This window comes from Alcaligenes sp. SORT26 (assembly GCF_017377875.1).
In the GTDB taxonomy this organism is placed as follows: domain Bacteria; phylum Pseudomonadota; class Gammaproteobacteria; order Burkholderiales; family Burkholderiaceae_B; genus Alcaligenes; species Alcaligenes parafaecalis.
Genome location: NZ_CP070975.1, coordinates 163,863 through 175,812 on the forward strand (window position 1 = coordinate 163,863; position 11,950 = coordinate 175,812).

Annotated in this window: 10 protein-coding genes and 3 tRNA genes; 5 read left to right on the forward strand and 8 right to left on the reverse strand. The window is 54.3% G+C overall.

The features are described 5' to 3' along the window. Nucleotides 1–201: 201 nt before the first annotated feature. Together JYG33_RS00725 and JYG33_RS00730 are read right to left on the reverse strand one after the other, a co-directional pair. The gene (locus JYG33_RS00725; protein WP_207873720.1) at nucleotides 202–426 is read right to left on the reverse strand and encodes a hypothetical protein; all 225 of its coding nucleotides are present in this window, start codon (nucleotides 424–426) and stop codon (nucleotides 202–204) included. Between the two features lie 295 nt (nucleotides 427–721). Beyond that, nucleotides 722–1,342 (reverse strand): hemolysin III family protein, encoded by a 621-nt coding sequence (locus JYG33_RS00730; protein ID WP_207873722.1) that lies wholly within the window; start codon nucleotides 1,340–1,342, stop codon nucleotides 722–724. A 258-nt stretch (nucleotides 1,343–1,600) separates the two neighbouring features. Between JYG33_RS00730 and JYG33_RS00735 the strand changes: the two genes are divergently transcribed. Further along, nucleotides 1,601–2,659 carry a DUF1176 domain-containing protein gene (locus JYG33_RS00735; protein WP_207873724.1) on the forward strand — a complete coding sequence of 353 codons (1,059 nt, stop codon included), beginning with the start codon at nucleotides 1,601–1,603 and terminating at the stop codon, nucleotides 2,657–2,659. Between the two features lie 100 nt (nucleotides 2,660–2,759). Here JYG33_RS00735 and JYG33_RS00740 read toward each other — a convergent pair. After that, nucleotides 2,760–2,835 (reverse strand) — tRNA-Thr (locus JYG33_RS00740). 111 nt (nucleotides 2,836–2,946) lie between these two features. Here JYG33_RS00740 and JYG33_RS00745 point away from each other — a divergent pair. After that, nucleotides 2,947–3,330 carry an MAPEG family protein gene (locus JYG33_RS00745; protein WP_207875683.1) on the forward strand — a complete coding sequence of 128 codons (384 nt, stop codon included), beginning with the start codon at nucleotides 2,947–2,949 and terminating at the stop codon, nucleotides 3,328–3,330. 110 nt (nucleotides 3,331–3,440) lie between these two features. Here JYG33_RS00745 and JYG33_RS00750 read toward each other — a convergent pair whose 3' ends face one another. Next, complete coding sequence (locus JYG33_RS00750) at nucleotides 3,441–4,529, reverse strand: AI-2E family transporter (RefSeq protein WP_207873726.1); 1,089 nt, start codon at nucleotides 4,527–4,529, stop codon at nucleotides 3,441–3,443. Between the two features lie 170 nt (nucleotides 4,530–4,699). After that, nucleotides 4,700–6,277: a Na/Pi symporter gene (locus JYG33_RS00755; protein ID WP_207873728.1), complete on the reverse strand. Its 1,578-nt coding sequence runs from the start codon at nucleotides 6,275–6,277 to the stop codon at nucleotides 4,700–4,702. 217 nt (nucleotides 6,278–6,494) lie between these two features. Here JYG33_RS00755 and JYG33_RS00760 point away from each other — a divergent pair, with 217 nt between their 5' ends. Continuing rightward, nucleotides 6,495–7,178 (forward strand): IrmA family protein, encoded by a 684-nt coding sequence (locus JYG33_RS00760; protein WP_207873730.1) that lies wholly within the window; start codon nucleotides 6,495–6,497, stop codon nucleotides 7,176–7,178. A 55-nt stretch (nucleotides 7,179–7,233) separates the two neighbouring features. Here JYG33_RS00760 and JYG33_RS00765 read toward each other — a convergent pair. After that, nucleotides 7,234–7,309 (reverse strand) — tRNA-Asn (locus tag JYG33_RS00765). A gap of 547 nt (nucleotides 7,310–7,856) precedes the next feature. On the opposite strand from JYG33_RS00765, the gene JYG33_RS00770 reads away from it, so the two are divergent. Then, nucleotides 7,857–8,999, forward strand: a complete 1,143-nt coding sequence (locus tag JYG33_RS00770) for a porin (protein ID WP_207873732.1) — start codon at nucleotides 7,857–7,859, stop codon at nucleotides 8,997–8,999. A gap of 254 nt (nucleotides 9,000–9,253) precedes the next feature. Here JYG33_RS00770 and JYG33_RS00775 read toward each other — a convergent pair. Continuing rightward, nucleotides 9,254–9,329: transfer RNA gene (locus JYG33_RS00775), tRNA-Asn, on the reverse strand. Nucleotides 9,330–9,742: 413 nt separating this feature from the next. On the opposite strand from JYG33_RS00775, the gene JYG33_RS00780 reads away from it, so the two are divergent. Further along, complete coding sequence (locus JYG33_RS00780) at nucleotides 9,743–10,663, forward strand: DMT family transporter (RefSeq protein ID WP_207873734.1); 921 nt, start codon at nucleotides 9,743–9,745, stop codon at nucleotides 10,661–10,663. Between the two features lie 18 nt (nucleotides 10,664–10,681). Here JYG33_RS00780 and JYG33_RS00785 read toward each other — a convergent pair whose 3' ends face one another. Then, nucleotides 10,682–11,911, reverse strand: coding sequence for a patatin-like phospholipase family protein (locus tag JYG33_RS00785; protein WP_207873736.1), 1,230 nt, complete (start codon nucleotides 11,909–11,911; stop codon nucleotides 10,682–10,684). Between the last annotated feature and the right edge of the window lie 39 nt (nucleotides 11,912–11,950).

Genomic DNA, 11,950 nt, shown 5'->3' on the forward strand with positions numbered 1-11,950 from the left:
GGGGAGTAGCGAGTCTGTCTGGGGCTCTGGCATTACCCTGCCGGTTTCGGCCAATGTGCACACCGAGTTTCATTTTGGCGAGGGCTTTTATCAGTTGTCCCTTCGGCTTGCCGTGCAGGCCTCATTGAGTGAATTCCTGCATGACATGCTGCTTAATGGCCATCTTCCCAATTTCAGCGAAGCTTTGCGCCGTCCGAGTATCTATCGCAGTTCCCGCACTTTGCAACGAGTTTTCCCCAGTTCGTCTTCTTTGCAAGAAGTGGCAGCGGGGCCGTTGGAATCAAAATAAATCCCCATATTGTCTTTCTTGTTGTCGGGCGGGCCGAAGCGATTGGACGCTTTATTGTTCTGATCAAACTGAGGGCGGTGGTTACGCTCTAGCTGTTGTTCGCGGGCGGCTTGGCGTGCCTTCTCCTCATTGTTCAAAGCCTTTTGGAAGTTTCGGCTGAACTCTGAATCAAGGGCAGGGTCTTTCGACTTGGTCGATGCCGGGTTTGCTCCGTGAGGTGCAGTTGAAGCTGAGCGTAGATTTCTAAGATCCTCAGCCGTGACGGACAGATTGGGAGAAGCCGCATGGCTGGCCACAGCCAGGAGACTGAGCAAGCCAATTGCAATGGGATTCAGGTATTTGCGCATCAGAATTTACTCGATGTGGATGTGGCTTGATTATTTGTCTGGCCCGTAGGGGCTTGTATTGCGTACTGATACCCTGTGCTTGGCTTTACATGACGACATACCGGGCGATGGCAAGAAAATGCGCTGCGCTGCCAGCCAGGACAAATAAATGCCAAATACCGTGCCAGTGCCGAAAGCGCTCGTCAAACACAAAGAAAACAATCCCGGCAGTATAAATCGCCCCACCTGCCGCCAGCCAGGAGAATCCCTGCGAACCCAGACCGGATGCCAATGGCCCCAGTGCGATCAACACAATCCATCCCATAAGGGCATAGATCACTAGCGACAATATGCGAGCAGGCGAACGAGGGCGGATATCCTGAAGAATGCCAATCAGCGCCAAGCCCCAGACCACGCCGAACAGAGTCCAGCCCCAAGGGCCACGCAGCGTGACCAGGCAGAACGGCGTATAGCTGCCAGCAATCAGCAAATAGATGGAAAAGTGATCCATCTTGCGAAATACGTTCTTGGCCCGTCCCTTGAAGCAGTGGTACAGAGTGGAGATCAGGTAAAGCAGAATCAGCGTGGCACCATAGATTGCCGTGCTGGTGATGCGCCAGGGGTCTCCGGTAAAACTGGCCATGACCAGCAGCCAGGATACGCCGCTAACAGCCAGAACCGCGCCGACCAGATGTGACCAGGCATTGAAACGCTCACCGTAATACATGATTCTCTCTTCTCTCCGAACAGGCGGCATCCAGATTGCAAGACTGTTGCCGTAACCGGGAAAGCTTAGCGCATAAATCAAGATTTCGTACGGGTAGCTGGTTTGTCATTGACCTACATTAATGCGCTGCTTTGGAATGACGAATAGCTGGTCTCTGTGCTCAACAAACAAGCTCCGGAAGGGGCTTTTTTATTTGAGGTGCCCAATAGCATACAGTCGAGTAAATTATGCGTAACAAAACAATAGGGAGTAGAGGAAATGAGTAGGCAGAAACAAGCTCGCAGTGCATTTTGCTCGGCACAAACGGCAACCCTGTTGCTGGCACTATGTATGGGAAGTGCAGCAGCGAATGCTGCGGCAGTCACGTTTTCTCATAAGGATTGGGACCTGAGCTGCGATAACACCTTAACGTGCCGTGCGGCCGGTTATGCGGCTGATGGCGAAGAACAGGGTTCAACGGTGTTGTTGACTCGCAAGGCTGGCAGTGGGGAGCCGGTCGCAAACAAAGTCATGCTTGCTCACTATAGTGATGCCCAGTGGCAGGAAGGCTCACCTCCAGAATTGATCATTGCTGGTCGTAAAGCAGGCTCATTGAGTTTTTCGGGTGATGAGTCATGGCAAATGGATGAGGCACAGTTAAGCCGGTTTCTGACAGCGTTGAAAAAAGACGAAGCCATTTCTTTTCGTCAGAGTGGCAGTACTTATCTATTCTCAGGCGCAGGCTCAAGTGCCGTCTTGTTGAAAATGGACGACGTCCAAGGGCGTGTAAATACGCCAGGGGCCATTTTGCGTAAAGGAAAGGGGAGTGAGTCTTCGGTAAAGGCACCTGTTGCTGCGCCAGTTATCAACCGCGCCCCGGTTATGGATAAAAGCCTGCGCCCCATGACAGAGCGAGAGGACGCCTTGATAAGGCCTGTGCTTTTGAAGGTACTGGCCGCTGATGAAGAACAATCCTGCAGTGATGACATCTTGTCTGAGCCATGGGGAATCGCACGGCTGAATCAGCAGTACTCCCTGGTTGGCGCACCATGCTGGCTAGCTGCTTACAACGGCGGGTCGGCCTATTTTGTTATCAAGAACAATGTGCAGTCTGATCCGGTGCTAGTGAGTACGGGCGCTACTGATTACGATAACGGAACCATTTCGTCCAGCATGAAGGGCCGTGGGCTGGGTGATTGCTGGAGCTATGAAGCATCGGTCTGGGATGGAACCCGTTTTGTTGAAAGCGAACGTGGTGACACCGGGCGTTGCGCTCTGATTCGAGCGGGAGGTGCTTGGAATATCCCGGAGCATGTCAGCCAAATTGTTGAGCCGTGAGGTTTCACAAAAACAGGCTATCAAATGTGTCTGGTATGAAGAATCGAAACCATTGATTTGATTAATATTGATTATTTTATTTCAATGGTTTTAGATTAGCTGGTGCCGATGAAAGGAATCGAACCCTCGACCTTCTCATTACGAATGAGCTGCTCTACCGACTGAGCTACATCGGCTAACCTAAGACGATAAGTATATCCTGTTTTTTTCGGGTTTGTAAATTCTGCGCGCGCATTTAGGGTATGGCGTGCTATGTTGAATGTTTTCAGCCTGTGAAGGGGACGATGATGCTGGGGATCAAGATCAGTTTGGTGGTAGCGGCTTTCTTGCCTTGGTTGGCGGCGATTTGTGCCAAAGCGGGTGCGGCGGGATTTACGAATCATGACCCTCGTCCGTGGCTGGCCAGTTTGACGGGTTGGCGTGCTCGGGCCAATGCTGCGCAGGCGAATGCGTTTGAGGCTTTACCCTTCTTTTATGCAGCAGTCTTGCTGGCTTTGTGGTCGGGTGCGGATGCGCTGCGGGTCCAAAGCCTGATGATTTCCTGGATTGTGCTGCGCGTGCTGTACGTGTTGATGTACATATTGAACAAGGCTACCTTGCGCTCGCTGGTCTGGTTCCTGGCGCTGGCCGTCAATATCTGGATTGTGTTCCTGCCTGTGTTGCGGACCTAAGAAAAAGAATAAGGGCTTGTTCTGTGCTTTTGAAAAGCAAGGAACAAGCCCTTGGGGTTTGACGCGATCGGTGTCAGTGATTCGCAGGCCAGCATGATGCTGGCCTGTTTTTATTTGGCGGTGTGTTCTTGTTCTTCAGCTTCCACACGGGCGCTGACCGCCGAGGGGAACAAGTCCCAGCAAGCGATGAACATGGCAGCAATCAGCGGGCCAATCACAAAGCCGTTCAGGCCGAAAATCGACAAGCCGCCCAGGGTGGAGATCAGGATGACGTAGTCCGGGATCTTGGTGTCTTTGCCTACCAGCAGGGGGCGCAGGAGGTTGTCTACCAAGCCAATCACCAGGATGCCGAAGGTGGTCAGAATGATGCCGGGGACATAGTGGCCCGAGACGAAGAAGTAGATGGCTACTGGGGCCCAGATCAGGGAGGCACCTACCGCAGGCAGCAGGGACAGAACCGCCATCAGCACGCCCCAGAACAGGGCTCCTTGAATGTCCAGGAACCAGAACATGATCCCGCCCAGCGCACCTTGTGTGGCTGCTACCGCGATATTGCCTTTGACGGTGGCACGTACTACGGTCGTGAACTTGCGGAACAGGTGGGTCTTCTGGTTCTCGCTCAAGGGGATCAGTTGGCGATAGTGGCGACCAAGTTCCACGCCGTCACGCAGCAGGAAGAACAGCATGTACAGCATGATGCCCAGGCTGACCAGGAACTGGAAGGTGTTCTGGCCTACGTTCAGCGCTTGCTTGGTCAGGAATTGACCGCCCTGGACGGCAAATTGCGAGAACTTCTCTTGCAGGGAAGCAGAGTCATGCAGGCCAAAACGGCCAGCAAATTCATGCACGCTGGGGGGTAGGGCATTCAGAATCTTTTGCAGATAGGCACCAGGATTCAATTGGCCGCTATTCATCAAATCGTACAGAGAGGCGATTTGTTGAACCAGTGAAATGGAAACCAGGATGACCGGAATAATCACGATCAAAATAATGATCAGCAAACTGATCAGGGCTGACAAGGAGCGTCGGCCTTTGGTTTTAGCCAGCAGCTTGCGCTGCAAGGGGGCAAACAAGATAGCCAGAACGGCACCCCAGAATACGGCGCCATAAAAGGGAAGAAGTATCCAGACAAAGGCAGCGGATACGGCGGCCAGCAACAGCAAAAAAGTATGGAATTGTAGATTTGGCCGGGTGGACATGGAATTTTTCCATTAGCGTGAATTTGAGCCGATTGTAAGGGGGAATCCTTACTATGGGCGTGAATCTTGGTATCTGTTTATTGAGTTTCTGTCGGCTTTAAAACACGTCTGTTTTATATATTCTTGTCATATGAGTTTTATGCTGCGAGCGGGGCGTACGCCCCACCGTGTCACGCTTTGGGTTCGCGAGCCAGTTGTAAATAATGACTGCTGCGCCAGACGTGCTGGCTGCTGCGTTCAAACCAGCGGTGCGTGTCTGTGATGCGCAAGGTGCGCGAGGCATCATCATGACCTTGTGGCGCGGCCAGAAGCTGGCTGCGCACAGCGCTTAATCGTTCAGCCAGGGCCTGGGTTCTGGCTTGTAGTTGCTCCAGCCAGTCAGCAGGGGCTTGGCCGTGCAGGCCTTGTTGTGCCAGGGTGTTCAGCTCTGTGGCCAGGGTTTGAGCTTGCTGGTAGCGGCTGTCGTGCAGATCGGTGCCGGGTTGATGTTGCAGACGGCTACGCAGGCGCTGCATGTGGTCGATGGCGTGCAACAGCGCGCTGATACGGGCGGCAACAGTGGGATCATCGGCTGCGCTGGGGATACGCAGTACAAACTCATAGGCTTGATCCAGCACGGTCTCGATTTGCTGCAGGTCGGCGGTGGCGGTGCTGGGGCGGCTCATATTCAGGCTGTGCTGATACAGGTTCAGCAAGCGTCGGGCCAGCTCTTCCAGCGTGCGTTGCGTAGTTTCCAGGGCCAGGGCCGGCACTTGCAGCAAGCTGTCGTCCAGATGGTGCTGGGGGCGGGCAGAGCGATCCGGCACCAGGCGTTGCACCCAGCGGGCAAACTGTTGGGTAAAGGGCAGGCACAGGGCTGCGCCCAGACCGATGAACAGGCTATGGAAGGCCGCCAGCCCCACGGCGCCGGGCGGGACGTTGATGTACGAGCCGGTGGCGTACATGGCCTTCAGGAATAAGGGAAGGATCAGCAGCCCTAATAAACCCGCAATGACGTTGAAGAGAATGTAGGCAATGGCCGTGCGTTTGGCATAAATGGTGCCGCCTATGGCAACCAGCACGCCGGTCAGGGTGGTGCCTATGGATGCGCCCACAACAATGGCGGCGGCCTGATCAAAACTGACGGCACCGGCATCCAGAGCCGTCAAGGTCATGGCGATAGCGGCGGTAGAGGATTGCAGCACGGCGGTCAGGGCCAGGCCTGTCAGCATGATCAGCAGGTGGGAGCCGTAACCGCCCGCAGGCAGGTGGGCCAGGCTGAAATTGGCTGCCAGCCCCTGCATGCCTTCTTGCAGCATGCCCAGTCCCAGGAATAGTGTGCCAAACCCGGCCAGGGCGCGGCCCAGCTCTTTGTATCGACCCGGGGCCAGCAGTTTGAGCAAGGCACCCAAACCAATCAGGGGCAGGGTGTAAAAGCCCAGATTTACTTTCAACCCCAGGCCGGAAATGATCCAGCCGGTAGCGGTATTGCCCAAACTGGCGCCGATGACTACGCCTATGGTTTGTGTAAAGGAGATCAGGCCCGCACTGACAAAACCAATCAGTGTGACGGTGGTGGCCGTAGAGGATTGGGCCAGGGCGGTGATCAGGGCGCCGGATGCGAAGGCCTTGAAGGGCTTGCCGGTAAAGGCGAGCAGAATTCGCTGTAGGGAGCCGCCCGCAAAAGCCACCAGTCCTTCGGACAACAGCATCATGCCAATCAGAAAAAGGCCAAGTCCCCCCAGAAAGGGGAAAAGAGTATCAAGCATAAAAAAAGGCGAGTCGCGAAGGAGTTGGTGTGCCCTAATAAACAGGCATTCGTGTCGGGGGTATGGGATGGTGCATTATCGCCAGTTCCCGGGGGTGTGGGATGAATTTATTGAGTCCCCGATGGCAAGCGCCGGGAAGCGCGTTTTTTAGAGTACCGACCTGCAATTTTTTTGTGTATAAGAGCGCTTGGATTTATATCGCAAAAGGGAGAGGGACGTGGTTTTTCGTAAAAGCGTAACGCTGGCAGGTGCCGCCTTGTTAATGGGGACCTTGATGTCGGGCCAGGCTCAGGCCATTCAGATGTGGCATTCCGACACGGTGTGGGCGAATCAGGGCATGTGTGCGGCGAATTTTACTTTTGACAGCGGTCTGGACCGTGTGCAGCAGTTGAAGGTTCATATTCAGGTGCTGGATAAAAAGAGCAATAAGGTGGTGGCCCAGGATGTGATTGAGGTTGATGAGTTCGGTGGCTCCAGCGCGGATCGTTATGCCACCGGCTATTGGCACAGCGAAATCGCCTGCGATGATGATTTGCGTTTGGTGGTGACACAGGCCAATGCCGTGATTGACGACGAACGTATGGACTTGCTGGCCAGGCAAGCTCTGGATATTCGCCCGTTTGTGCCGTATGAAATCACCATTCAGGCGCCAGCAAGGGCGCAGGCTGCTCGTCCTGATGCCTGCTCGGCTGCCAAGTTCAATGTTCAGGCGGTGATTCAGGATAAGGACGGCTATAGCAATGTGCGCGCTCAGCCTAATGGCAAGAGCGATGTTATTGAAAAGCTGTTTGATAATGAGCCGTTCTATACCTTTGAACAGAAAGGTAATTGGCGGCAGGTGTGCACACCGAGCGGGCAGGTCGGGTATCTGTATCGCGACCGTATCCGACAACAGCGATAGGATGCATCAGACGTAGAAAAGCCCAGCTACTTGCGTAGCTGGGCTTTTGTATTTTTGGCTCCCCGACCAGGGCTCGAACCTGGGACCTGCGGATTAACAGTCCGTCGCTCTACCGACTGAGCTATCGGGGACCAGCAAAGAAAATGATTATAGGGTGAAGCTATCGAGCTTGTAAAGCAGTATTTTTCGAGAAACCTATTTTCATATACGCAAAACGGCTTGTGACCTTGGCAATAGGCGTAAATCCTGATTTTTTTGTTGGGAACATACCGTCTGGTCAATAAGGTCTATGGGCCTGGTTTGTAGCAAATGGTTGCAAGCCTTTTGTTTATTGGCTTTGCGCATGATTAGCCTGTTTTTTGCTGAATTCTCTGTGGGTGAAAAACTAGGGAAAATGCGTAGGAAACCCAATAAACACGCTGGATTTGCTTTATTGACATCAATATTGTTTATGTCTGAAATATAAATGCTTGCAGTATATGTCCTTCAACTATCAAGCCCCATTCAATCCCTGTTTCAGGGCGGATCGGTTAAGGAGTTTTGCTTCAAGAAATAGGAGGGAGTGCCGTGGCCTGGCATCGGGGAGTCATCCCTGAGGACAGCATGGCCCAGCACTTGAATATGAGTCGGACAACGATAAGAAATCCGGCATTCAGACGTTTACAGAGAACAGAGAACATGAAAAAAACTATCTTGGCAGCCTTGTTGATGCCTGTATTGGCGGTCCCCGCTTACGCGGCATCGAATGTGACCTTGTACGGCGTGCTCGATACTGGCTTGGGTTACGAACAATGGAAGGGTAGCGACCTGAAAGGCGGCGCAGACAAACAAAGCCGTTTTGGTTTGTATGACCAGGGTTGGATGGGTAATCGTTGGGGCCTGATGGGCAGCGAAGATCTGGGTGACGGTCTGAAAGCCAACTTCATGCTGGAAAGCGGCTTTGATCTGAGCGATGGCAATACGCGTCAGAACCGCTTGTTTGGTCGCCAAGCCACCTTGGGTTTGAGCGGTGATTCCTGGGGCCGTGTGGATCTGGGTCGTCAAACTACCATCACGTCCTTGTACGTAGCTGGTGTGGCCAGCCCCTTTGGCGGTAACGGCTACCAGTACGGTGTGGGTGCGGCATTTGATTCGGCCAACACGGTTCGTTATGACAATATGCTGGCCTACCAAAGCCCCGAATTCTCGGGCTTCCAGTTCGGTGCTGGCTATTCTTTCAATACCAACGGCACACAAAAGTGGAATCGTAGCGGTTTGACGGGTAACGCCATCAATAGCGACGAAGCCAACGTCAAAGCCTTCACTGTCGCCATGCGCTACAGCAATGGTCCATTGAAGGCGGCCTTGAGCTTTGACCAGGCACGTTACGGTTCTGCTCGTGAGCAGGGCGGTAACCTGGTTGCGGCTGATGACGGCAATGTCAGCGCCTGGAACCTGGCTGCCAGCTACAAATTCAGCTTTGCCACCGTACACGCTGCGTTTGGCCAAAGCCGTAATGGTTACATCGGTGGTTCCCTGCAAACCGAACAGTTCGGTCCTGGCCTGCATAAAGACCTGAAGGTCAATACGTATGCCCTGGGTGTGACGGTTCCTACCGGCAAGGCCGGTTCTGTTCTGGCTTCCTGGACGATGGCTGATCCACGCTCCACCCCACGTAGCACCGATGATGCCAAGACTCAGCACGTCTTTAGCGCTGGCTACCTGCACAACCTGTCCAAGCGCACCAATCTGTACGCGATTGGTTCCTACGCTCGCAACATCGGCTACTACAGCGATCTGAAGAGCACGGTTGCCACGGTCGGTATCACGCACCGTTTCTGATCTTTCTGACTGATTCTGCCAGTCCCGGGTCGACGTAGTGCGTTAGCAGCGGCGGCATCGTCCCGGGCAGGGGCTAGGTCAGGGGAAAAGAGCCACAGCGGGGCTGCATCAACATGCAGTCCCGCTGTCTTTTTTGGGTGTTTTTTTGTCCAAATGTTAGCGGCACCGTTTTTCGTGATGGGAAGGGTGCGTTTTTCGAGGACAAAAAAAATCAGCCCAAAGCAAATGCTATGGGCTGATTTCGATGGTTTTCTTGGCTCCCCGACCAGGGCTCGAACCTGGGACCTGCGGATTAACAGTCCGTCGCTCTACCGACTGAGCTATCGGGGACCAGAGAAAAAGAATATAGCACGTATTTTACGAAATGTGCAAGTTTTCATAGAGGGAAAGCACAAAAGTTTGTACTGATTCGGTCTTTCTTGCGGGTGTTTTTGAGCTAAGTTATTGTCTTTATTGAGCTAGTCCTGTTAAAGCCGCTTTGGCTGTGTTTGCAACGCTTGTTTGCTTTTTTGTCTGCTTGGTGACTGAGTGTGACGCAGCTCATTGGCATTCCTCAGTTGGCAGAACCTGTGGCCGCTGATGATCCGTAGCAGGGCGGGTGTGCCCACTCCTTCGCGTGCAACATGGCCGCCGCTAGGGGCAAAGAGTAGAATCAATAACTTATTGCCTTTATCGACTCTTTTTTCCGTCAGGGCCAGCGGCTTTTTTGCTGACCATCTTGCCCTGCAAAGTGATGAATCCCCATGCAAGCTAGTCAAGGCCCCAGTGCGCAGCGCAGTTCGTTTTTAATTGGACTGGCGTTATCGGGGGGCGGCTCTATTCTTTTCTCCGCCAAAGCGGTGGTTGCCAAACTGACGTACCAATACGATGTCACTGCGCTGACCGTGATTGGGTTCCGAATGCTCTTGTCGCTGCCGTTTTTTCTGGCCATTGCCTTATGGCAGATCAGAAAGGTACGCCAAGGCAAGTTGGCCGCGCTGACGGGGCGCCAAAAGCTGGAGCTGGTGGTGCTGGGTTTCCTGGGGTATTACCTGGCCAGTTTGCTGGACTTCATTGGCCTGGAATATATTTCGGCGGGGCTGGAGCGGCTGATCCTGTTTTTGTCGCCCACTTTTGTGCTGATGTTCTCCGCCATCTTCCTGAAACGACGGATTCTGCCCAAGCAGTGGTTAGCGCTGGCGTTGGCGTATCTGGGGGTGGGGTTGGTCTTTGTGCAGGACTTGAGCCTGACCGGGGATGATGTGCTGCTTGGAGCGCTCTGCGTGCTGGGCTCGGCTATTTCCTACGCTATTTATCTGATCGGCTCGGGTGAGCTGCTCAAGGCGATTGGCTCCACACGGCTAGTGGCCTATGCCATGTCTTTTTCAGCGGTTTATACCCTGATTCACTTCTTTGCGGTCTTTGGCTGGCAGGGGCTGGTGCAACCTGCTCCTGTATATGGCTTGTCCATGATTCACGCGGTCTGCAATACGGTCTTGCCGACCTTCATGACCATGTGGGCAGTGGAGCGTGTAGGCGCACCGATGAGCGCTCAAATGGGCCTGATTGGCCCGGTCTCGGTCTTGTTCCTGGCGAACTGGTTCCTGGGGGAACCGATTACGGCCATGCAGTTGCTGGGCACGGCCTTTGTGCTTAGTGGCGCGATGGTTCTAAGCCGCCGCTAAGTCCAGATACAGGCTGGCTTACTTGCCGTTGCTCGCCAGCCTTTTTTCGATCTCTTCGCGGTGTACGTCGTAGGTGGTAAAGCCTGCCAGGTTTTCCGGCATATTCAGCTTGTCACGGTGAATCAATGTTTGGCGGATATCATCCAGGCCACTGCGCCAGTGTTCGCGCATAGTGATGCGGCCAAACTGATAGTCCTTGTAATGCTGCTCGTAAGGCTGATTACGGTAGATCAGGTGCACCACGTTGTAGCGCTTGCTGCTGGCCAGTTCTTCAGCCAGGCGGCAAGGGAGCAGATCTTTGCGTTGATCTTCCGGGATCAGGGCAAGCAGCTCCGACAGGATATGGCGCATGTACTGCGAATGGCGCATGTCTTCCGTCACCATACGGGTACGGCTGGAATAACGGATCTCGTTCAAGCGGTCGCTGACTTCGCCCATATTGTTGGGCACCGGGCCACGCGCACTCCACAAGTCCACTTGAAAAACCAGGGTGTCCCGGCGTGGCGACTGGTCCAGCACATAGGACAGGGGCGTGTTGGAGACCAGGCCGCCGTCCCAATAATATTGACCATCAATTTCTACGGGTGCAAAAGCCGGGGGCAGGGCGCCGGAGGCCATGAAGTGCTCGGCCCGCAAGGTGGTGCGATGGTTATCAAAGTAAACAAAGTTACCGGTACCTACATTGACGGCGCCGACCGAGATGCGCTGGCGCTTGTCGTTGATGCGATCAAAGTCACACAAGCGTTCCAGTGTGCCTTTCAGGGCGCTGGTGTCGTAGTAGCTGGCCCCTTCGGGCACGCCTGGTGTGGCTTGCATCGGTGGGGGAAAGCGGGGGCGGAAAAAGCCGCGCTGCCCCAAGACCAGCGCATTGCTGGCATTGAAAGCGCTGATGGCCTCGCGCATGACATCGTTGATGCCAAACAAGGCATGTTCCAGGCAGGCGGGTGCCGACCAGCCAAAGTAGGGTTCGCAGATGGTGTTCCAGAACTCTCGCAGGCGCTCTACCTGACGCTCGGGCGGGTTGCCCGCAATAATCGCTGTATTCAAGGCACCAATTGAAATGCCGGACAAGCAGTCTGGTTCAATTCCCGCTTCCAGCAGCCCCTCGTACACACCGGCTTGGTAAGCACCCAGGGCACCGCCACCTTGCAAGACCAGGGCTACGGTTTCGTAGGGGGGCAGATAGGCGGGGCGGGCAAAGTTGGGGTCGTCTTGCGCTTGTGGCGTAGGAACAGATGAAGTGTTCATGGCGTCGCTCGGTTCAAGAGGTGGGCAGGAGATCGGGAC